This window comes from Methylocystis rosea (genome assembly GCF_003855495.1).
GTDB lineage: Bacteria > Pseudomonadota > Alphaproteobacteria > Rhizobiales > Beijerinckiaceae > Methylocystis > Methylocystis rosea_A.
In genome coordinates this window covers 1323926-1343440 of sequence record NZ_CP034086.1, presented here as the reverse complement: position 1 = coordinate 1343440, position 19515 = coordinate 1323926, and the positions used below count along the sequence as shown (strand labels likewise).

Annotated in this window: 20 protein-coding genes and 1 riboswitch; of the genes, 7 read left to right on the top strand and 13 right to left on the bottom strand. The window is 62.6% G+C overall.

Annotated features, from left to right (window positions below):
• The first annotated feature begins 126 nt into the window (after positions 1 to 126).
• Positions 127 to 540 (top strand): septal ring lytic transglycosylase RlpA family protein, encoded by a 414-nt coding sequence (locus tag EHO51_RS06495; protein WP_124738214.1) that lies wholly within the window; start codon positions 127 to 129, stop codon positions 538 to 540.
• A 49-nt stretch (positions 541 to 589) separates the two neighbouring features.
• On the opposite strand, the gene thiC is transcribed toward EHO51_RS06495, so the two are convergent.
• Positions 590 to 2416: a phosphomethylpyrimidine synthase ThiC gene (thiC, locus tag EHO51_RS06490; protein WP_124738213.1), complete on the bottom strand. Its 1827-nt coding sequence runs from the start codon at positions 2414 to 2416 to the stop codon at positions 590 to 592.
• A gap of 99 nt (positions 2417 to 2515) precedes the next feature.
• A riboswitch (TPP riboswitch) is annotated at positions 2516 to 2609 on the bottom strand.
• Positions 2610 to 2993: 384 nt separating this feature from the next.
• On the opposite strand from thiC, the gene EHO51_RS06485 reads away from it, so the two are divergent.
• Positions 2994 to 4328, top strand: coding sequence for an OmpP1/FadL family transporter (locus EHO51_RS06485; RefSeq protein WP_124738212.1), 1335 nt, complete (start codon positions 2994 to 2996; stop codon positions 4326 to 4328).
• Between the two features lie 82 nt (positions 4329 to 4410).
• Here EHO51_RS06485 and EHO51_RS06480 read toward each other — a convergent pair whose 3' ends face one another.
• The 4 genes from EHO51_RS06480 to EHO51_RS06465 are packed head-to-tail and all read right to left on the bottom strand — an operon-like array spanning position 4411 to position 7173.
• Entirely contained in the window at positions 4411 to 4791 is a 381-nt protein-coding gene (locus tag EHO51_RS06480; RefSeq protein WP_124738211.1) for a VOC family protein, read from the bottom strand.
• A 21-nt stretch (positions 4792 to 4812) separates the two neighbouring features.
• Positions 4813 to 5949 (bottom strand): Mrp/NBP35 family ATP-binding protein, encoded by a 1137-nt coding sequence (locus EHO51_RS06475; RefSeq protein WP_124738210.1) that lies wholly within the window; start codon positions 5947 to 5949, stop codon positions 4813 to 4815.
• Between the two features lie 52 nt (positions 5950 to 6001).
• Complete coding sequence (locus EHO51_RS06470; protein WP_124738209.1) at positions 6002 to 6235, bottom strand: GDCCVxC domain-containing (seleno)protein; 234 nt, start codon at positions 6233 to 6235, stop codon at positions 6002 to 6004.
• 2 nt (positions 6236 to 6237) lie between these two features.
• Positions 6238 to 7173, bottom strand: coding sequence for a 2-oxo acid dehydrogenase subunit E2 (locus EHO51_RS06465; RefSeq protein WP_124738208.1), 936 nt, complete (start codon positions 7171 to 7173; stop codon positions 6238 to 6240).
• A gap of 65 nt (positions 7174 to 7238) precedes the next feature.
• Here EHO51_RS06465 and EHO51_RS06460 point away from each other — a divergent pair, with 65 nt between their 5' ends.
• Entirely contained in the window at positions 7239 to 7721 is a 483-nt protein-coding gene (locus EHO51_RS06460) for a DUF29 domain-containing protein (RefSeq protein WP_245434777.1), read from the top strand.
• A gap of 45 nt (positions 7722 to 7766) precedes the next feature.
• Here EHO51_RS06460 and EHO51_RS06455 read toward each other — a convergent pair whose 3' ends face one another.
• The 4 genes from EHO51_RS06455 to EHO51_RS06440 all read right to left on the bottom strand — a co-directional run bounded on the left by EHO51_RS06455 (position 7767) and on the right by EHO51_RS06440 (position 11875).
• A complete protein-coding gene (locus tag EHO51_RS06455; RefSeq protein WP_124738207.1) occupies positions 7767 to 8417 on the bottom strand; it encodes a hypothetical protein in 651 nt (216 codons plus the stop codon).
• A gap of 98 nt (positions 8418 to 8515) precedes the next feature.
• Positions 8516 to 9985, bottom strand: coding sequence for a pyruvate dehydrogenase complex E1 component subunit beta (locus tag EHO51_RS06450; protein WP_124738206.1), 1470 nt, complete (start codon positions 9983 to 9985; stop codon positions 8516 to 8518).
• A gap of 12 nt (positions 9986 to 9997) precedes the next feature.
• Positions 9998 to 11005 (bottom strand): pyruvate dehydrogenase (acetyl-transferring) E1 component subunit alpha, encoded by a 1008-nt coding sequence (gene pdhA, locus EHO51_RS06445; RefSeq protein WP_124738205.1) that lies wholly within the window; start codon positions 11003 to 11005, stop codon positions 9998 to 10000.
• A 93-nt stretch (positions 11006 to 11098) separates the two neighbouring features.
• The gene (locus EHO51_RS06440) at positions 11099 to 11875 is read right to left on the bottom strand and encodes a DUF1499 domain-containing protein (RefSeq protein WP_124738204.1); all 777 of its coding nucleotides are present in this window, start codon (positions 11873 to 11875) and stop codon (positions 11099 to 11101) included.
• Between the two features lie 230 nt (positions 11876 to 12105).
• Here EHO51_RS06440 and EHO51_RS06435 point away from each other — a divergent pair, with 230 nt between their 5' ends.
• Positions 12106 to 12318, top strand: a complete 213-nt coding sequence (locus EHO51_RS06435; protein WP_124738203.1) for a hypothetical protein — start codon at positions 12106 to 12108, stop codon at positions 12316 to 12318.
• Between the two features lie 102 nt (positions 12319 to 12420).
• A complete protein-coding gene (locus EHO51_RS06430; protein ID WP_124738202.1) occupies positions 12421 to 12729 on the top strand; it encodes a TonB-dependent receptor plug domain-containing protein in 309 nt (102 codons plus the stop codon).
• Positions 12730 to 12776: 47 nt separating this feature from the next.
• Here EHO51_RS06430 and EHO51_RS06425 read toward each other — a convergent pair whose 3' ends face one another.
• The 3 genes from EHO51_RS06425 to EHO51_RS06415 form a co-directional block, all read right to left on the bottom strand.
• Entirely contained in the window at positions 12777 to 13346 is a 570-nt protein-coding gene (locus EHO51_RS06425; RefSeq protein WP_124738201.1) for an NUDIX domain-containing protein, read from the bottom strand.
• A 174-nt stretch (positions 13347 to 13520) separates the two neighbouring features.
• Positions 13521 to 14711, bottom strand: coding sequence for an elongation factor Tu (gene tuf, locus EHO51_RS06420; protein WP_018406022.1), 1191 nt, complete (start codon positions 14709 to 14711; stop codon positions 13521 to 13523).
• Between the two features lie 133 nt (positions 14712 to 14844).
• Positions 14845 to 15189, bottom strand: coding sequence for a hypothetical protein (locus EHO51_RS06415; RefSeq protein ID WP_124738200.1), 345 nt, complete (start codon positions 15187 to 15189; stop codon positions 14845 to 14847).
• A 231-nt stretch (positions 15190 to 15420) separates the two neighbouring features.
• On the opposite strand from EHO51_RS06415, the gene EHO51_RS06410 reads away from it, so the two are divergent.
• The gene (locus EHO51_RS06410) at positions 15421 to 16530 is read left to right on the top strand and encodes a DUF3611 family protein (protein WP_124738199.1); all 1110 of its coding nucleotides are present in this window, start codon (positions 15421 to 15423) and stop codon (positions 16528 to 16530) included.
• 238 nt (positions 16531 to 16768) lie between these two features.
• On the opposite strand, the gene pyrC is transcribed toward EHO51_RS06410, so the two are convergent.
• Positions 16769 to 18070 carry a dihydroorotase gene (pyrC, locus tag EHO51_RS06405; RefSeq protein WP_124738198.1) on the bottom strand — a complete coding sequence of 434 codons (1302 nt, stop codon included), beginning with the start codon at positions 18068 to 18070 and terminating at the stop codon, positions 16769 to 16771.
• Positions 18071 to 18210: 140 nt separating this feature from the next.
• On the opposite strand from pyrC, the gene EHO51_RS06400 reads away from it, so the two are divergent.
• A complete protein-coding gene (locus tag EHO51_RS06400; RefSeq protein WP_245434776.1) occupies positions 18211 to 19317 on the top strand; it encodes a two-component system sensor histidine kinase NtrB in 1107 nt (368 codons plus the stop codon).
• Positions 19318 to 19515: the final 198 nt, after the last annotated feature.

The window sequence follows — 19515 nt, the reverse complement described above, 5'->3', positions numbered from 1 at the left end:
TGCCACATTTCACAATTAACTAATTTGTCTTCGCCTCCATTCAGACGGATGGAAACTGTGCGCTTGACGAAGCCAACGCGCTCGTCAGCATCCCTCACGCATTGTGCGTAAACGGAGCAATCCTGAATGAATCGTATCTGTGGCGTACTGACGATCCTTGCACTGACGACGGCGCCGGCTCTGGCGCATCACCATCACGCCTCACGCCATGCTTCGCATCACGCGGAGGCTTCGCAGGGCTTCACCGCCAACGCGTCATTCTACGGCGGCGGCCCGCGCCGCTACGAACCCAACAGCCACACCGCTAATGGCGAACTGTTCAACATGTGGGACATGACCGCGGCGCACCGGAGCCTGCCGATGGGCACGCGTCTGCGCCTGACCTACGCCGGGCGTTCGGTTGTCGTGCGTATTAATGACCGCGGACCGGCGGTCTGGACGGGGCGCAGCCTCGACGTCTCGCGCGGCGCGGCGACCCAGCTCGGCCTCATCGAACGCGGCACCGGACAGGTGCGCGTCGAGGTCATCGGAAAGAGCTAAGCAATTTAAAGCGCCCGGTTTCGGCCGGGCGTTTTTTCGCCTTAAGGGCCTACTTCGCCTCGACGTATATGCTGGCACCCTTTTCCAAAAATTCCGCGCTCTTTTCGGCCATGCCCTTCTGGCGTTCGATCTCTTTCGCCTCCTCGCGCAGGTCGCGAGTGATCTGCATCGAGCAGAATTTCGGCCCGCACATCGAGCAGAAATGCGCGACCTTGTGCGCCTCTTTCGGCAGCGTCGCGTCATGGAATTCGCGCGCCGTGTCGGGATCGAGTCCGATCTCGAACTGATCCTCCCAGCGGAAATCGAAACGCGCGCGGCTCATCGCGTCGTCGCGTTCGCGCGCCGCCGGATGACCCTTGGCGAGATCGGCGGCATGCGCCGCGATGCGATAGGTGATGACGCCGGTCTTGACGTCGTCGCGATCCGGCAGGCCGAGATGCTCTTTCGGCGTGACGTAACAGAGCATCGACGTGCCGAACCAGCCAATCATCGCGGCGCCGATGCCTGACGTGATGTGATCGTAGCCCGGCGCAATGTCGGTGACGAGCGGACCGAGCGTATAGAACGGCGCCTCGCCGCAGACTTTCAGCTGCTTGTCCATATTGGCTTTGATCTTGTGCATCGGCACATGGCCGGGGCCTTCGATCATCACCTGACAGCCCTTGTCCCAGGCGATCTTCGTCAATTCGCCAAGCGTCTCCAGCTCGGCAAATTGCGCCGCGTCATTGGCGTCGGCGTTGCAGCCGGGGCGTAGACCGTCGCCGAGCGAGAAGGACACGTCATATTTGCGCATGATGTCGCAAATCTCGTCGAAGCGCTCGTAGAGAAAGCTCTCCTTGTGCTTCGACAGGCACCAGCGCGCCATGATCGACCCGCCGCGCGAGACGATGCCGGTGACGCGATTGGCGGTCAGCGGCACATAGGCGAGGCGCACGCCGGCGTGGATGGTGAAGTAATCGACCCCCTGCTCCGCTTGCTCGATCAGCGTGTCTTTAAAAACTTCCCAGTCGAGCTTCAGCGCATCGCCGCCGACCTTTTCCAGAGCCTGATAGATCGGCACGGTGCCGATCGGCACGGAGGCGTTGCGGATGATCCAGTCGCGGATGTTGTGAATGTTGCGGCCGGTGGAGAGGTCCATCACCGTGTCGGCCCCCCAGCGGATCGCCCACACCATCTTTTCGACCTCATCCGCAACGGACGAGGTGACGGCCGAGTTGCCGATGTTGGCGTTGACCTTCACCAGGAAGTTGCGGCCGATGATGACCGGTTCGAGCTCCGGGTGATTGACATTGGCCGGGATGATGGCGCGGCCGCGCGCGACTTCCGCGCGCACAAATTCGGGCGTGATGAATTCGGGAATGGCGGCGCCGAAGCTCTCGCCATCAGCGATGCGCTCGCTCGCGACGTCGAGCGCGCGCTCGCGGCAGAGATTCTCGCGATGCGCGACATAGATCATTTCTTCCGTAATGATCCCCGCGCGGGCGAACTCGAACTGAGTGACGGGGCTGGCCCCGGCCGCTCGATGAAGCCTGCGCTCTGCCGGGCAAGGCGGCACCAGACGCTCGCCTTCGGCGAAGCCATTGTCCTCTGGCTTGACGCCCCGGCCCTGGTAAGTTTCGAGACCTGTGCGCATCGCGAGCCAGGGACGCGCCGAGGGCAATCCCGCCGAAAGGTCGGGCGCAAAGGATGCGCAGGTATAGGGTCCCGAAGGGTCGTAGACCCGGAGCGGGGGCTCGCCAGAAGACGGGTCCAACGGGATCTCGCGACAAGGCACTCGAATGTCGTCGCGTCCCTTGGGCGAGGAATAGACCTTGCGCGATTTTCCGATCGGCCCGGTGGTGACGCTCGCCGGCATGCGCTTGTCGTGGATGTTCATGATCGCGCTCCTTCATCGCGCTTCTTCAAGGGAAGCGGACGCTGAGTCAGGAAGACGCAGGAGGGATGCGCTATCATAGCGTCGACGCGGGCGCGCCGTTCGCTCTTTCGCTGGCCTTCCCTACGCCGGCATGACCCGGATCAGGTTCGACGGGTGCTTCTCAGCCGCGCTAGCGGCGCCCCTCGCCATTATGGAAAAATTACCGCGTTCCCGCGCGCGTCGCAAGTTTCGCGCGGCGTACCGGCAAATAGCGTCTGGCCCCGCTGAGCCTAGACGCTGACAATTTAGAATTTTCAGGCCTGCTGAATCCTGGAGCGGCCTTTGAATACGGATCAACCGCGGTGGGAGCCCCATCAGCCCTTCGGCGACTCCCCCGTGTCCGACGCGACGTGAAAAAAGCGCTTGTGTTGCAAAGACGTAACAGGCGGACAAAATCTGCGCCTGCGAAGAGTTATTTACGCTGCACGGCCAGGCGCCTCTGGTAACCTCTAAAACAACGTGAGTATGCGTCGGTTCGGTGCGACGGGGCGAACGCCGCCACGCCGTTTGAAAGCGTTGCGCTTCGGGACTCGCCCCAATGAAAAACACTGTTTCGCGCACTTTCCTGTTCGCACTCACGGCCATCGCCGCGCTTGCGCCATCCCTCTCCTTTGCCGCCGACGGCTTTTTTGCGACGGGATACGGCCCGCGGCAGAGAGCGCTTGCCGGCGCCAGCGTGGCCGATGGTCGGGACGGCATGGCCGCCTCGGTCAATCCCGCGACCATTGTTGGCCTTGATCGGCAGTTTGCGTTTGGCGTCGCCGCCAATCTTGCTTATCGCGGTTACCGCACCGAAGGACTTCCGAGGCTCATCGCGGCGGGCGACGTGCAGAGCGGTCGTCCATGGACGCCAATCCCCAACTCGGGCAACATTCGTCCGATCGACGCCGACTCCGCGTGGAGCTTTGTCACCTATTCGAATGGCGGCATCAACAGCGCCTATGACGTGAGATATGCTCGGCCGCCGCTGGGTGGACCGTTCGGCGGCGGCTTCGTTGGCCTAGATTTGAGACAAGCCTTCGCCAGCGTCGATTATGCGCGTCGCTTCCACACGGCGATCGGCCCTATTACGATCGGCCTTGCGCCGACGATCGCAGTGCAGATGTTGAACGTTCAGGGTGTGAAGACGTTCGCGCCCTTTTCAATAAATCCGTGGGAGATGTCAGACATGGGGTTTGACTGGTCCTACGGCGGCGGCTTTCGCTTAGGGTTGCTGTGGGGAATCACGGACAGCCTGCGCTTCGGCTTTTCCGGCTCGACGCCCATGTGGATGTCGCGTTTCGACAAATATTCGGGTCTTCTCGGCGGCCAGGGCAGTTTCGACATCCCCGCCCAATTGCAGGCCGGATTCGCCTACGACATCCTGCCCAACCTTACGCTCATGGCGGATTGGCGACATGTCTTCTATTCCGCCGTTCCCTCTTTAGGCAATTCCAACGCGCCCCTGTTTGTGCGCTCGCTCGGCGACAGCGCCGGCATCAATATGAAGGATACGGATTCGGCATCCTTCGCCGCCGAGTGGCGCGCGACGCCGACGCTGGCGCTTCGACTCGGTTATCATTACGCCACCAGCTCGCTGATCGCGCGTTCGTTGAACTTTGCGGTGCTCTCGCCGAGCGTGAACCGGCATCATCTCGGAGGCGGGTTCAACTACGCGATCACGAAAAACTCGTCGTTCGATTTTTCCGTCCTTTGGGCTTTCAAGAATTCCCTGTCCGCCTTTGAGGCGATCCCGCAGTCGGCAGGACGGCCTTTTGGCGGGTTCAATCCCGCCGCCACTGTCAATGTGTGGGCCTATGGCGGCGCATTTTCAGTCGGCTACAATTACAAGTTCGACCAAGGCGACGATTCCTGGTTCCCGACGCATTTCTGAACTCCCTGACGGCCGGCAGCGATCGGCCCGCCTGGCGCGCCTCCCTAAAAGGAGGCGCGATTTTTTTACGGATGCGCCCTCTCTAATCGACGCGGGTGGCGATCCACCAGGTTGTGCCGCCGGCGTCCTTGACGCCGCCGCGTTTGTCTTCGTCGTGTTTCTGCACGGGCGCCTGAACAGACGCCGCGCCAGCCCGCAACGCGCGCGCATAAGTTTCGTCCACGGAGGGCACATAGACGTGGACATGCGCTTCGATCGCTGGCCATTGCGGGGCGGCGTCGGCGAGCATGATAACAGTATCGTCGATGCGCGCCTCCGCATGCATCAATCGCCCATCCGCATCAGGAAAGGTTCGAAGCACGGTGGCGTCGAAAACGGCCTGAAGGAATTTGATCGTCGCGGAGGCGTCGGCGACGACCAAATAGGGAGAGACGCTGTTTTGTCCTGCGGGCTTGAAGGACATTCGACTCAAGCTCCGTCAAGTTCAGCCGACGACGATCTTTGGCGCAGCGCGCTGTTTTTGCGTTTCGAGCAGCGTTTTAACCTTCGCCGCAAGATTGAGATAGACGGCGGCCTGTGGGCTGTCGGGCTCGGCGCCCACGACCGGACTCCCGGCGTCCGAGGTTTGACGGATCTTGATGTCGAGCGGCGCCTCGCCAAGAAAAGGCACGCCCATCTGTTCGGCGTCATGGCGCGCGCCGCCATGCGCAAAAATTTCCGAGCGGCCGCCGCAGTGCGGGCACAGGAAGTAGCTCATATTTTCGATGACGCCGAGAATCGGCGCCTCGACTTTCTGGAACATCGACACGGCGCGCCGCGCATCGATCAGCGCCAGATCCTGCGGCGTCGAGACGATCACCGCGCCGGCGAGCGGCACCTGCTGCGCGATGGTGAGTTGAACGTCGCCCGTCCCAGGCGGCATGTCGATGACGAGCGCGTCGAGTTCTCCCCAGGCGACTTCGCCGAGCATCTGCGAAATCGCCTGCGACACCATCGGACCGCGCCAGACCATCGGCACGTTCTCGTCGACAAGAAAACCCATCGACATGATCTTCAAGCCATAGGCTTCGAGCGGCGCGAGCTTGCCGCCTTCGACCTTGGGTTTGCCGGTCAAGCCGAAAAGCCGGGGCATCGAGGGGCCATAGACGTCGGCGTCGAGCAGGCCGACGCGCCAGCCCTGAGCGGCGAGGCCGAGCGCCAGATTGGCCGACGTCGTCGACTTGCCGACGCCGCCCTTGCCCGAGGCGACGGCGACGATGAAGCGAATTTTTTCGAGCGCCGGAATTCCGGCTTTTTGCTGAGGCGGCGGCGCGCCGGGCCCAGGCCCATGGGCATGCGCATGGGCATGGGCTTGAGCCCGAGGCGCCGGAGCCTCGGGGCGCGAGGCGCGTTCAGCCGTCAGGGTCACGATCGCCTGCTCAATGCCGGGCGCCGCCTTGATCGCGCGCTCGGCCGCAACTCGCGCCGCCTCCCAGGCCTGCGTCTGGCTCGGATCGCCGGCCAAAGAAACGAAGGCTTTGGCGCCCGATAGGTTGACGCCGCTCACCGCGCCGGCGAGCGGCGCGCCGCCCGGCCCGTAGAGCCCCTCCAGAGCCTTCAAAATGTCAGCTTCCGTCGCCACGCGCCCGCTCCTTGCCTGTTTAGAGCTGTTCCAGGCAAGCCATATGCCGCGATTAGGGACCCGCGTCCATCGGCGCGCCGCAACAATCGCCCTCCTTCTGCACGGGCGGGCATGGAACGTCGCCATAGGAGCAGAACACGCAGCAGTCTCCCGTCTTTGGCGTCAGCCGCGCGCCGCAGCCGGCGCAGACATGCACGACGACGCAGGCGTCCTGCGGCATATCGAGCGTTTCCGCGCGCGCGCAGTGCGGACAGGTGAGGGTCGACTGAAGCGTCAAATCACCCATTGTTACGCGAACATCATCGCCGGATGTTCGATGACATGTTTGAATTCCGCCAAAAGCTCGGCGCCGAGCGCGCCGTCGACGGCGCGATGATCGCAGGAGAGCGTCACGCTCATCATTGTCGCCACAACGGGCGCGCCGTTCTTCACGATCATGCGCTGCGCGCCCTGCCCGACCGCCAGGATCGTCGACTGCGGCGGATTGATCAGCGCGGTGAAACTCTGCACGCCATACATGCCGAGATTGGACACCGCCGAGACGCCGCCTTCATATTCATGCGGCTTCAGCTTGCGCGCGCGGGCGCGGCCGGCGAGGTCCTTGATCTCCTCGGAAATCTCGCGAACCGATTTCGCCTGCGCGTTACGGATGATCGGCGTGACGAGCCCGCCGGGGATCGACACGGCGACGCCGATATCGGAGGATTTGTGGCGCAGCAACGCGTCCGGCGTGTAGGTGATATTCGCTTCGGGCTTGCGCTGCAGGGCGATGGCGAGCGCCTTGACGACGTAGTCGTTGACCGACGTCTTCCATGTCGGCTTGCCGTCGGACCCCAGCGGCGCGGCGGCGTTGAAATCCTCGCGCAGGCGCAGCAGCGCGTCGATCTCGCAGTCGACGTTGAGATAGAAAAGCGGAATGGTCTGTATGGCCTCAGTCAGCCGTCTCGCGATGGCCCTGCGTACATTGTCATGCGGGATTTCTTCGAAGGAGCCGGCTTCGAAGAATTTGCGCGTTATGTCGGCCGAGGGCGCCGCGGCGAGCGGCGCCGCCTTCGTCGTCTCTCCGCGCGCGAGCGCCGTCTGCACGTCGCGTTCGATGATCCGGCCGTGCGGCCCTGAGCCTTGCAGCGCGGAAAGATCGAGTCCGCCCTCCTTCGCCAGACGGCGCGCGAGAGGCGAAGCGAAGATGCGGTCGCCGGCGGGGAATTGAGCGGGAGCGTTCATCGTGCGGAATCGCCTTTGGCGGCGGAAAGTTCGCTATATATTAGAGGCCTTGCCGGGAGCAGTCCATGAACGCGCCGCGCCGAGCGAATAAATCCCCCGAGGCAAAAATGGCCGCGAGCCAGCTTTACGACCGAGATTTTTACGCCTGGGCCAATGAGCAGGCGGCGCTGCTGCGCGCCGGAAAGCTCAGCGAGGCGGATATCGAGCATATCGCCGAAGAGGTGGAGAGCTTGGGCAAGACCGAAAAGCGCGAACTCGTCAGCCGCCTCATCGTCCTGATGGTTCACTTGCTGAAATGGCGCTTTCAGCCGAGCCTGCGCGGGCGCAGCTGGAAGCTGAGCGTCGACGAGCAGCGAATCGCGATTGACGCGCATCTTGCGGACAATCCCAGCCTCAAGACGGTCATCGCTGAAGCGACGGCCCTCGCCTATCGGCAGGCACGGATCGGCGCGCAGCGCGAAACCGACCTCGACGCCTCTCTGTTCCCCGCGCAGTGCCCCTGGACCTTCGAAGAGATGATGGCCGAGGACTTCTGGCCGGAGGGGTAGCGTGGCGGGCGCTTGGATATGTTGACGGCGTTGGCGAGATCCTAGTTATTCTGCCACACGACGCCACTGATCTAAGATAGTTTCGCACACTCTGCTGTTACAGAGCAGGCCGCTATCGAGAACAGGTAGCATGAAGATTAAACCCAAGAGCGAAATTTTTTTTGCGGTCACCTTACGGGCATTCGGGTTCGCGCCTCGCGCCGAGAGGTCGGCTTCGACGTGCGCGGGATTTCTGAATATATAATTCGACGGCACCACGGCTTCGCGCCCGATAAATTGGGTCATTTCAGAAATTGGAGGAGGCTCATGTTCAAATGCTAAAATTACGCAGCTATCCGAAACTTTCGAGACCCGCACCGAACGGACATTTCTATATAAAGTCTCCCTGATCGTGCCAAAAATTTTATCTTGGCCCCTTCGTCTGATCAACATGCACAGACAAATACCGTCAGAGTGACCGACATAAATATACCTTTGACTAAAAAACATGAAAGTGAATACAATCGCCAATATACAGAATAAACCGAATAAAAAATCTTCAGCCGAGAAACTTGATTTCGATCCAACACTATTTACTGCGTAAACTAATATTATAAGACTAATTGAAATCTTGGCTCTGTCGATCACATATAAACACATATTCGGCCGCGCGAGCCAAATGATGGCACGTCCGTCTTGGTCGAAACGAAGGCTCATTTCTAACAAGCGCCTTTGTACATTTAGAGCAATTGATCTCAGCCGATTTCTGGAAGTAAGCAGGAACGCTGCCCAAGTGATTGGTCAAGTTTTCTCGATCACCGATACAACACCGCCTTCGCCGCCGTGATGACATCCGCGACGCTCGGCAGCGCGAGCTTTTCGAGATTGGCGGCGTAGGGCATCGGCGTGTCCTTGCCGGTGACGCGCAGCACCGGCGCGTCGAGATAATCGAAGGCCTCTTGCTGCACGCGCATGGCGATCTCGGCCGATACGCCGCACTGCGGCCAGCCTTCTTCGATCGCGACGCAGCGGCCGGTCTTCTTGACGGACTCGATGATCGTCGCCGTGTCCATCGGACGCAGCGTGCGCAAATCGATCACCTCGGCGTCGATCCCCTCTTTGGCGAGTTGTTCGGCGGCCTGCAGCGCATAGGTCATGCCGATCGAGAAGGAGACGAGCGTCACATCCTTGCCGGGCCGGGCGATGCGCGCCTTGCCGATCGGCAGAACGAAATCCTCCAGCGCCGGCACTTCCGACGTCTTGCCGTAGAGAATCTCATTCTCGAGAAACACGACCGGATTGTCATTGCGGATCGCCGCCTTCAACAGTCCCTTCGCGTCGCTGGCGTTCGACGGCGAAATCACGATCAGTCCCGGCACCTGCGAATACCAGGCGGAATAATCCTGGCTGTGCTGCGCGGCGACGCGGGCCGCGGCGCCATTCGGTCCGCGGAAAACGATCGGACAGTTGATCTGTCCACCGGACATGTACAGCGTTTTCGCCGCCGAATTGACGATGTGGTCGATGGCCTGCATCGAAAAATTGAAGGTCATGAATTCGACGATCGGCCGCAGCCCGGCGAAGGCCGCGCCGACGCCGACGCCCGCGAAGCCATATTCGGTGATGGGCGTATCGACGACGCGTCTGGCGCCGAATTCCTGCAGAAGGCCCTGCGTGACTTTGTAGGCGCCCTGATATTCGGCGACCTCCTCGCCGATCACGAAGACGCTCGGGTCGCGCCGCATCTCTTCGGCCATCGCGTCGCGCAAGGCTTCGCGCATGGTCATCGACACCATCGTCGTGCCTTCCGGCACCTCAGGGGCGACGCGCGGGGATGGCTGCGCGGCGACGCTTGTCGCCTTGGGCGCGGGCGTCGCGGCCTCGACAGCGGCTTTGGTCGCGGCCTTATTGGCTTCGCCGGGTTCGTCCTGCGGCGCGGTCTGGCCCGGAACCGGTGGGGCGGCTTCAGCCTGCTTTTGCGCTTTGTCCTCTTCGCCGACGCGATCGACCGGCGCGTGGTCGGCCGTATCTGCGACCTCCTCGCCCTCCTCGGCGATCACCGCGATCGGCGTGTTGACGGCGACATTCTCGGTGCCGCCGGGAACGAGGATGCGCGCCAGCACGCCTTCGTCGACGGCCTCGACCTCCATCGTCGCCTTGTCGGTCTCGATTTCGGCGATGACGTCGCCGGCTTTCACCGCGTCGCCTTCGTTCTTGAGCCATTTGGCGAGCTTGCCCTGCTCCATGGTGGGAGACAGCGCCGGCATGAGGACATTGACGGTCATTGACTCAATCCCTCACGACGCCAGCACGTCCGTCCACAACTCACTCGGGTCCGGCTCCTTGTCCGCAGTGGCGAAATCCGCGGCTTCGGCGACGATCTTGCGCGCATTGGCGTCGATCTTCTTGAGTTCGTCCTCGCTCATGCCGTCGGCGATCAGCCGCGCGCGGACTTGCTCGATCGGATCATGCTCCTCGCGCATCTTCTGGACTTCTTCCTTGGAGCGATATTTCGCGGGGTCGGACATCGAATGGCCGCGATAGCGATAGGTCTGCGCCTCTATGAGATAGGGGCCCTTGCCGGCGCGGCACCATTCGATCGCCTCGTCCGCCGTAGTCTTGACGATGCGCACGTCCATGCCGTCGATCTGCTTGCCCGGAATGCCGAAAGCCGCGCCGCGTTTGGAGAGGTCGATTTGCGCGGAGGCGCGGGAAATCTCTGTCCCCATCGCATAACGGTTGTTCTCGACAATGAAAACGACCGGCAGTTTCCAGAGCGACGCCATGTTGAAGGCCTCATAGACCTGGCCTTGGTTGGCGGCGCCTTCTCCGAAAAAGGTCAAAGATACGCGGCCGTCGCCGCGATAGGCGTTGGCGAAAGCGACTCCCGCGCCGATCGGCGCCGGCGAGCCGACGATGCCGTGCCCGCCGTAGAAATTCGCTTCGCGCGAAAACATGTGCATCGAGCCGCCCTTGCCCTTGGAATAGCCGCCGCGCTTTCCGGCGAGCTCCGCCATGACGCGCCTGGGCTCCATCCCTGAGGCGAGCATATGTCCGTGGTCGCGGTAGCTCGTGGTGAACTGGTCGCCGTCGCGCGCCGCCATCTTAACGCCGACGACCACAGCTTCCTGGCCGATGTAGAGATGGCAGAATCCGCCGATGACGCCCATGCCGTAAAGCTGTCCGGCCTTTTCCTCGAAGCGCCGGATGAGCAACATTTCGCGAAAGGCGGTGAGCTCCTGCTCGCGGGTGAAAGGGGGAATCATTGGCGCGCTTGCTGGAGCGACGCCGCTTTCCTCGACCATTTCACCGCTCCCGTCGCTAAGCTTTGCTGTGCAGCATAATCGAAGACGCCGCCGAAAACGAGCGTCTCGCCTGCATTCAATTTGGGGAGCGCGCTAGCGCGCGTCGAGCTGTGACTGAAGTTCCTCGGCGAAAGCTGCGATTCTTTTGGCGTTCACGCCAAAGTCATGGCGTCCGTAACGCGACGCCGAGCGCAGATCGATGCGCGTCTGACCGGGCAGCGGCTTGAAGCGGACGGTGATGTCGTCGTCAAATCCCATGACGAGCGTTTTGTCGATGAAATCGATATGGCCGTCGCCGCTGCGTCCGCCCGGCGGCCGCTTGTCGACGAGCGTCCAGCCGCGGGCTTTGGCCGTTTTCAGCACCAGAGCATAGGCCTCGTCCGTGTCGAGATCGACGACGATCGGTTCGACGTCGGGATAGGCCGGCCGCTGCGCCTCCCGCGCCCGGGACGGGAGACCCGGAGGCTGGAAGCCGCTGCGCGCCTCGAAGGCGGCTTTGGAGAAGGAAAAATAAGGAGGATCGGCGACGTCCGTCGAAATGTCGGAAAGCACCGGCAGCCGCACCGCCTCGAAAGCCAGATAGGCGGGGTAGCCCAGCGTCAGCGCCGCGATGACGAACGCGGTCGCCGCTGCGCCCGCCCCCCGCCGTCCCGTCCGCCAAATCACGTTGCAAGCGGCGAAAAACAGAAGCAGTGAAACCAGCGCCAAGGCCATGGCGCCGCCCAGCGACGCGAGCGCGGACGCCGGGTCAAGGGCGCCAAGTCGCCCTAGCAGAATCGCCAAAATCGCCACAGTTGCGGCGAAAATCGCGAACCGTCGGCTCCACAGCGCGACTTTCGACCAGGGCTCGGGCGGAAGATGACGTCGCATCGGTTCAAAGACTCGCGTGACCGCCGCCAAGGGGCCAAGGGGTCAAGGGGTCAAGGGGCGGCTCGGGCGCATTTTTCGCAATTTCACGGCGAATGCAACGGCTCTCGCGCATTTGAAAAAAAGTTGGGCGAGCGCCGCCTCGGCCCCGGTTCCTTAGCGGCTCGTTAACTTGCGAAGGACAATCCTAGGAAAACGTCCCTTGAGTTCCCCTCCTGTCGTCGAGCGCGCCCATGTCCGACAAGTATTCCGTCGAGTTCAACGAGCCCCAATCCAGCGGCCATCCCCATGACCTTCTCGCGCGGCTTTACCGCGAGATCGGCATTTCCGCCGTCGCCGCGGCGCTGGAAGTCGAGCAATTCGCTCAGCAGCCGACGGCCACCGTCGAGCGCCTAGACGAGCGCCGCCTGCCCGCGGTGCTTCTGGGCGACGAACTCGCCGCCTGAGCTGGCGCGAAGCAGGGCGGCTCTTGATACGCCTTTTACGGCTGCCGGCCTGCTTCCTTGTGACCCCGGACCCCTATATGCTTCGGGCAGGAGGACAACGCCATGCGCAAGGCTGTCGCCCTATTCCTGCTCATCGTCCTCGCCACGGTTGGTCTGACAACCGCCGCCGCTGCCGACGTGCGCGTGCGCGGCGCGCACGCCCGGGTTCATCGCGTGGTGGCGCCGCCGCCATATGCTGACGACGGCTATTTCGCAGACTATGTGACCGGACCAACGGGAGCGCCAACCCCCGTCATGCAAGTGCCGGGCTCCACCAGCGTCATCACGCGAAAAATGATGGACGACTTCCAGTCGCGCAATCTCTGCGACGCGCTGCGGCTCGCGCCGGGGGTCAGCGGCGGAGGCTGCTAGTCACCGGCGTTCGCTCCCAGCTATTCGTCGGCCTACGATCGCGCGCGTTACTCGAAGAGTTCAGGACGCCGAAGACGCAGCGCCTGAACCAGCGCGAGCGTTTTCATGTCAATGATGCCGTCCGCCGCCATCAGCTCGGAAAGTTCCTTGAGGCTCAGTTCGACGACGCGAACCTCTTCGTCTTCATGCGCGACCCCGCCGCCGTCGCCGACGCGATCCTCGGCCCGGTATTCGGCGAGATAAAGCGTCATGCGCTCGGTCGAGACGCCCGGCATCGACCAGGCGGTCGCGACATGCTCCAGCGCGCCAAGCCGCAAACCGCCTTCTTCGAGCGCCTCGCGTTTCGCCGTGGCCGCCGCGTCATCCTCGCCCTCGACGAGACCGGCGATCGCTTCTAGCGAATGCGTCGCGCCGACCGCGATCAGCTGAGCGGCGCGCAGCTGCTCGACGAGCAGCGCCGTCTTGCGCGCAGGATCGTATGGCAGCACGGCGGCCGCGCAGCCATGGTCCTCGACATCGCGCAGTAGGGTTATTCCGTCGGGCATGCGGATGGTCGCGATCGACATCGTCGCCCAGCGCTCATGCGTGCGTTCAAGTTTGACGACGGACGGCTTCATCGCGGATGTCTATCCTCGCCGCTGTCAGAAATGGGTCTAAAAATGAAGGGGCAAGAGCGCGGCTCCTGCCCCCTTTATCCTTTAGCGCGCTACAGCGACGATTACTCGATGATGCTGGCGACGACGCCGGCGCCGCATAGGAATGCGGTTGATCGCATTCCGTCGTCGCATCGATCATTCAATGATCGATGCGACCACTCCAGCTCCAACCGTTCTGCCGCCTTCGCGGATGGCGAAGCGCAGCTTCTCCTCCATGGCGATCGGCACGATCAGCGCGACTTCCATCGTCACATTGTCGCCCGGCATCACCATCTCCACGCCCTCGGGCAATGTGACGATGCCGGTCACGTCCGTCGTGCGGAAGTAGAATTGCGGGCGATAGTTGGTGAAGAACGGCGTATGACGGCCGCCCTCTTCCTTGGTGAGGATATATGCCTCAGCCTTGAACTTCGTATGCGGCTTCACCGAACCCGGCTTGCACAGCACCTGGCCGCGCTCGACGTCCTCGCGCTTCGTGCCGCGCAGCAGGCAGCCGACATTGTCGCCCGCCTCGCCCTGGTCGAGCAGCTTGCGGAACATCTCGACGCCCGTCACCGTCGACTTCGTCGTCGGACGGATGCCGACGATCTCGACTTCCTCGCCCACCTTGATCACGCCGCGCTCGATGCGCCCCGTCACCACCGTGCCGCGGCCCGAAATCGAGAACACGTCCTCGACCGGCATCAGGAACGGCTGATCCTTCGGACGCTCCGGCTGCGGGATGTAGGCGTCGACCGTCTCCATCAGCTTCAGGATCGCGTCATGGCCGATCTCGGGGTTCTTGCCCTCGAGCGCGCACAGCGCCGAACCCTTGGTGATCGGAATGTCGTCGCCAGGGAATTCATATTTGCTGAGCAGCTCGCGCACTTCGAGCTCGACGAGCTCCAGAAGCTCCGGATCGTCGACCATGTCGACCTTGTTCAAGAACACGACGAGCGCCGGCACGCCGACCTGGCGGGCGAGCAGGATGTGCTCGCGGGTCTGCGGCATCGGGCCGTCGGCGGCCGAGACCACCAGAATCGCGCCGTCCATCTGCGCCGCGCCGGTGATCATGTTCTTCACATAATCGGCGTGGCCGGGACAATCGACATGGGCGTAATGGCGGTTCTTCGTCTCATATTCGACATGCGCCGTCGAAATCGTGATGCCGCGCGCCTTCTCTTCCGGCGCCTTGTCGATCTGATCATAGGCCGTAAAGGTCGCGCCGCCCGTCTCCGCCAGAACCTTGGTGATCGCCGCCGTCAAAGACGTCTTGCCATGGTCGACGTGCCCAATCGTCCCAATGTTGCAGTGCGGCTTCGTGCGTGAAAACTTTTCCTTGGCCATGATCCTCGTTCCGAGTGGTCACGAGCCCGTCGCTCGCGCGCGGCGAGGCTTTAAGGCTATTGGCGGAATTCTTCAAGGGGCGGAAAGCCTTCGGCTCGCAACAGAAGTTTGAGCCAAAGAGCAATCGCGGAAATCACCTACATCCGGAATGACAGGTTACTTCCGTAATCACCGGCTTCGTTTCGCCCACCGTATTGACGTCGATGACGACGTCCTTGCGCTTCCAGCGAAAAATGCAATTGGCCATTCCCGTTCCGGCGCAAGACACCGTCTCGGGTCGTCCCTTGCAGCGAGGATCGCCTTTTTGACAGACGAATCCAGCCTCGGGCGCGTGAACAGGCTTCCAACCTTTTTTGAGGAGAGCCTGGCGCGCCTTCGCGTAAGGCTCATCCTTTGGAAAGCTCGGAACGTGCGCGAGCGCGCTCGAACAGAGAGAGATTGCGACGAAAACGGCGGCTGTGGCGAAAAGCGCTTTCATAAATTCACTCCTAATTCTTAGAAGCCTTAATTCTTAGAAGCAGTCATATGTTCATAAGGCGGCTCACGCATTCCTCAAGAGTCGCCGATAGCCTTCCCAGGAGCATCGTCGCAGGAGCCCTCGCCTTGTCTGGCGTTTGTTCAAGCGGACACCGCTGCACTGCTCGCGTTGAAATCGCCGCCGCGCGCGCCAACTGGTTGTGTGGCGGGGCCTAAATGCGGCTTTAAAAAATTGCGCTACGATTTCTTCGATGATCCGGTCGATTGGGCCTTCGCCGCCCTGTTCGCCTTGCTCACCCTCGTCGCTTGGGGTCTGCGGCTGTGGGAGCCGTCGATCGGCGGACCGCTCACAAATCTGGCGCTGAACTTCGCCGCGCTCGTCGTCATCCTGCTCGCCGCTCAATATCTGTGGCGCAGCTGGTTTCCGAACTACCCTTTCGGGGTCGGCGCGGCCTGGAGGCGGTTCGCCGCCTATCCCCTGCGCCAGTTCGTCTATGCGGCCGCGGGCCTGCTCATCGTCAGCGGCGGATTCGAAGCGATTTTCAGTGGCGCTGCGTTTGACGTCGTGGGGATCTCGGTCGGATCGCCGGCTCTGGCGGATCCTGGCTTCGCCGAAGTCGCACGCGCATTGAACCGGATCGCCGCTTTCGCGCTGCCGGCCGGATTGATCGCCTATCTCGGCTTCGTCGCTTTGGCCGGACCGGCGCGGCGCGTGACGTCGACGGCGCTTGTCGCCGCCGCGCCGCCAAAGATGACGTTGACGATTTCGCCGGAATCAGTCCTGGTCGGGCAGGATCTTGGCCGTCGCATCCGCCTCATGGGTTGGCTCGGATTTTGGCTGGATTTCGTTCTGGCGTTCCTGACCGCGCCGCTCCTCGCCTTTGGCGCGGTTGGCCAATCCATCAGCTCCACCGTCTGGGTCAGCGATCCGATCCATTGGGGGTATTTCGGACTGGGACTCTTATTCGCTTCGCTGTTCCTGGATCTCTTCTCGACGATCGCCTCGGGCAGGCTGATGCGCGATCCGGCCAGCGTGCTCGGCGCCGACCAGTCCGCGGCGTTGTGGTTTCTTGGGGTCGGTTCGCTCGTCAATGTGCTGGGCTCGGTGGTCTCGTTCATCGGCGTCGGCTTGAGCATCGCCCTGCTTGTCGCCAAGACCGTGTCGCAGCCGCCGGGGATCGCGATCACCGATCCGGACAGGATCGTGCGCGCGCTCGACGTCTTCATCTTAATGGCGAACTTTAACTTGCTTCTTGCTCATTTCGTTGGGGCTGGAGCTGCAGTCTGGCTCAGTATGCAGGCGCTGAAGGCGCGACATAGGTTCGCTGTCACATTGGGATAAAGGGCTACGAGGGCGCAAAAAAAGGGCGCCGGACGGAACCTCGAACGGTCGCAGCGGTTGAAGGCGAGCTGGGGATAGGACCAAAGGAGAGTGTCATGACTGATAGCTATGGCTGGTTCGTTCCCGCCTGGATCCTGGGCGCGCCGTTTCTGCTGATGATCGCGGAAGCCGTCCGGTCGTCGAGCCGACACGTCCGCTGACTCTGGCCGGCGACAAGCGCCAAGCGCTGTCGCGGCCTTTATTCCTCGTAGACGATTGCGCCCCCGACGACGGTCGTCTTGACCACGCCCTGGAGCAGCGCCCCATCGAACGGCGTGTTCTTGGATCGCGAGTGCAGCGTTGCGGGATCGACGACGAAGGGCGCGTCGGGATCGAAGCGTATGATGTCCGCGGGGGCGCCTTTTTGCAGTCTGCCCTGCCGTAGCCCTAAAATTCCCGCCGGGCGCGACGTCATCGCCTCGAGCAGGCGCATCAGCGTAACGTCGCCCGAATGCACGAGTCGAAGCCCCGCCGCGAGCATCGTCTCGACGCCGATCGCCCCATATTCGGCTTCCGCGAAGGGCAGCCGTTTGGTTTCGACGTCCTGCGGATCATGATCGGATACGATGACGTCGATCAGACCTTCGCCGAGCGCGCGAACGAGCGCCTTGCGTTCATCCTCGTGGCGCAACGGCGGTCTGAGCTTGAGGAAGGTGCGGTAGTCGCCGATGTCGTTCTCATTCAGCGTCAGATGATTGATCGAGGTCCCGCAGGTGACGGCCAAGCCCTCGTCCTTGGCTGTGCGCAACGCGTCCAACGAGAGCGTCGTCGTCACGATCGCCGAGTGGTAGCGCGCGCCGGTCAGCGCGACGAGCCGCAAGTCGCGATCGAGCATGATCGCCTCTGCTTCACGCGGCGCGCCGGCGAGGCCGAGCCGATGCGCAAATTCGCCTTCGTTCATGACGCCGACGGAAAGGTCGGGGTCTTCGGCGAAATGAATGACCAGCGCATCGAAATCTCGCGCATAGGTGAGCGCGCGTCGCATGACCAGCGCACTTCGCACGGAGCGCGCGCCGTCGCAGAAAGCGATCGCGCCGGCCTGCTGCAGCAGGCCCAGCTCGGCGATCTCCCTGCCCTCGCGGCCTCTGGTCAGCGCCGCCATCGGGGCGACGCGCACGCGCCCGGTGTCGCGCGCGCGGCGCAGCACGAAATCGACGACGGCGGGATCGTCGACGGGCGGCGCCGTCGCTGCAGTTGACACGATGGTCGTCACGCCCCCCGCCGCCGCGGCGAGAGTCGCGCTGGCGATGGTTTCGCGATGCTCCGCTCCCGGTTCGCCGACAAAGGCCTGCATGTCGATGAGGCCCGGCGCGACGACGTCGCCGGCGCAATCGATGACGCGCGCGCCTTCGGGAGCGTCGCCCTGACGAACGGATTCGCCGACCTCCGCGACGACTCCGTCGAGCGTCACGAGACCGCCGCGCATTTCGCGTCCCGAGCCCGGATCAATCAGCCGTGCGTTGAGAAAGAACAGCGGCGCTGGGGCTTGTGTCGGCGACATGGCGTCTGCTTAGGCCATTTCTCGGCGGTTGAAAATGCGCCTGGGTCGGGGGTATTGGGGTTGAACTCGCCCCGCCAGCGCCTAGCTACCGCAAGTTGGGGCTGCGAGCGGCGCGCGCCGGGCGCCCCCGGGGAAATCGTATGCGTTCCCTCAGCCCTCCAGACTCATTCGCGCCAAGCGTAGCGGAAGGCGAAGAACGCCCTGATCTGCCCCCGATCTTGAACGCCGCCTTCGACGGAAACATTGCGCTCGACGAGCAAGGCGTGGTGCGATCGATCAGCGCGGAAGCGGCGTCGCTTTTCGGCTACGCGCCCGGCGACGTTGTTGGGCGGGATTTCGGCATGCTGACGCCAGAGGCGAACCAGCGCCACCGCGACTATCTGCGGCGGGGAACTCCAAGCATTCGCCACGAGATCGAAGGCTTGCGACAAGACGGTTCGGTGTTTCCCGTGGAGCTCGTCGTCAGCGAAGTCGCCTGCGACGGGGAGCGGCTTTTCATCGCTTTGATCCGCGATCTCAGCTCCAGGCTCCGCTGCGAGCAGGGGGTTCAGGAACTTCAGGCGAACCGCCTTGAGTTGATTGAGAATATGGCGACCGGATTGGCCCATGAGCTCAAGCAGCCTTTGACGGCGATCGGCGCCTATCTCAACTTCGCGCGTCGGCATTTGAACGAAAAAGACCTCTCGATTGAGAAGGTCGAGGAGATGTTGGACAACGCCGATGCGCAAGTCTTCCGCGTCGCCGAAATTATGGACAATCTGCGCCAGTTCATCGCGCGCGGAGAGACCTCAAAAGCTCCCCAAAATCTGAACGCCGTCATCCGAACCGCCTGCGAGTTCACCGATGCGCTCGCCAGGGAACATCATGTCCAAACCGCAATCGACCTCGAAGCGTCGCCGGACACGGTGGTGATCAACAAAGTTCAGATTCAGCAGGTCGTCGTCAATCTTAAGCGTAACGCCGTCGAGGCGATGCAAAACTGCGAGCGACGCGAGATGAGGGTGTCGACCCGCCTGATTGAAGGCAATCTCATCCGCGCCGATGTCGCGGACACCGGCCCAGGATTGCCCGAGGAGATCAAAGACAGGCTCTTCGAGCAGTTCACGACGACGAAGCCGCACGGTCTGGGGGTCGGCCTCTCCATTTCGCGCTCGATCATCGAAGCGCATAATGGAAAGATCTGGGCGGAGCCCAACCCCGAGGGCGGAACCATCTTCAGCTTCGTATTGCCTCTAGAAGATCGCTGACGGGTCAGGCGGGTGATCGTGACGCCGCCGGCGATCCGCGGCGCGAAGCGCCGTCGCATGCATAGAAGCTCCAAGACAAGAGATCGTTAAGAGTGATGATGGCTAAGCAGGGGTGAACTGCTATTGTCGCGACTCGCGCATCCGTCCCGAGCGTCATTCGAACCCCCGCCGTTGGGGCCATCTTTGGGGAGAAGACGG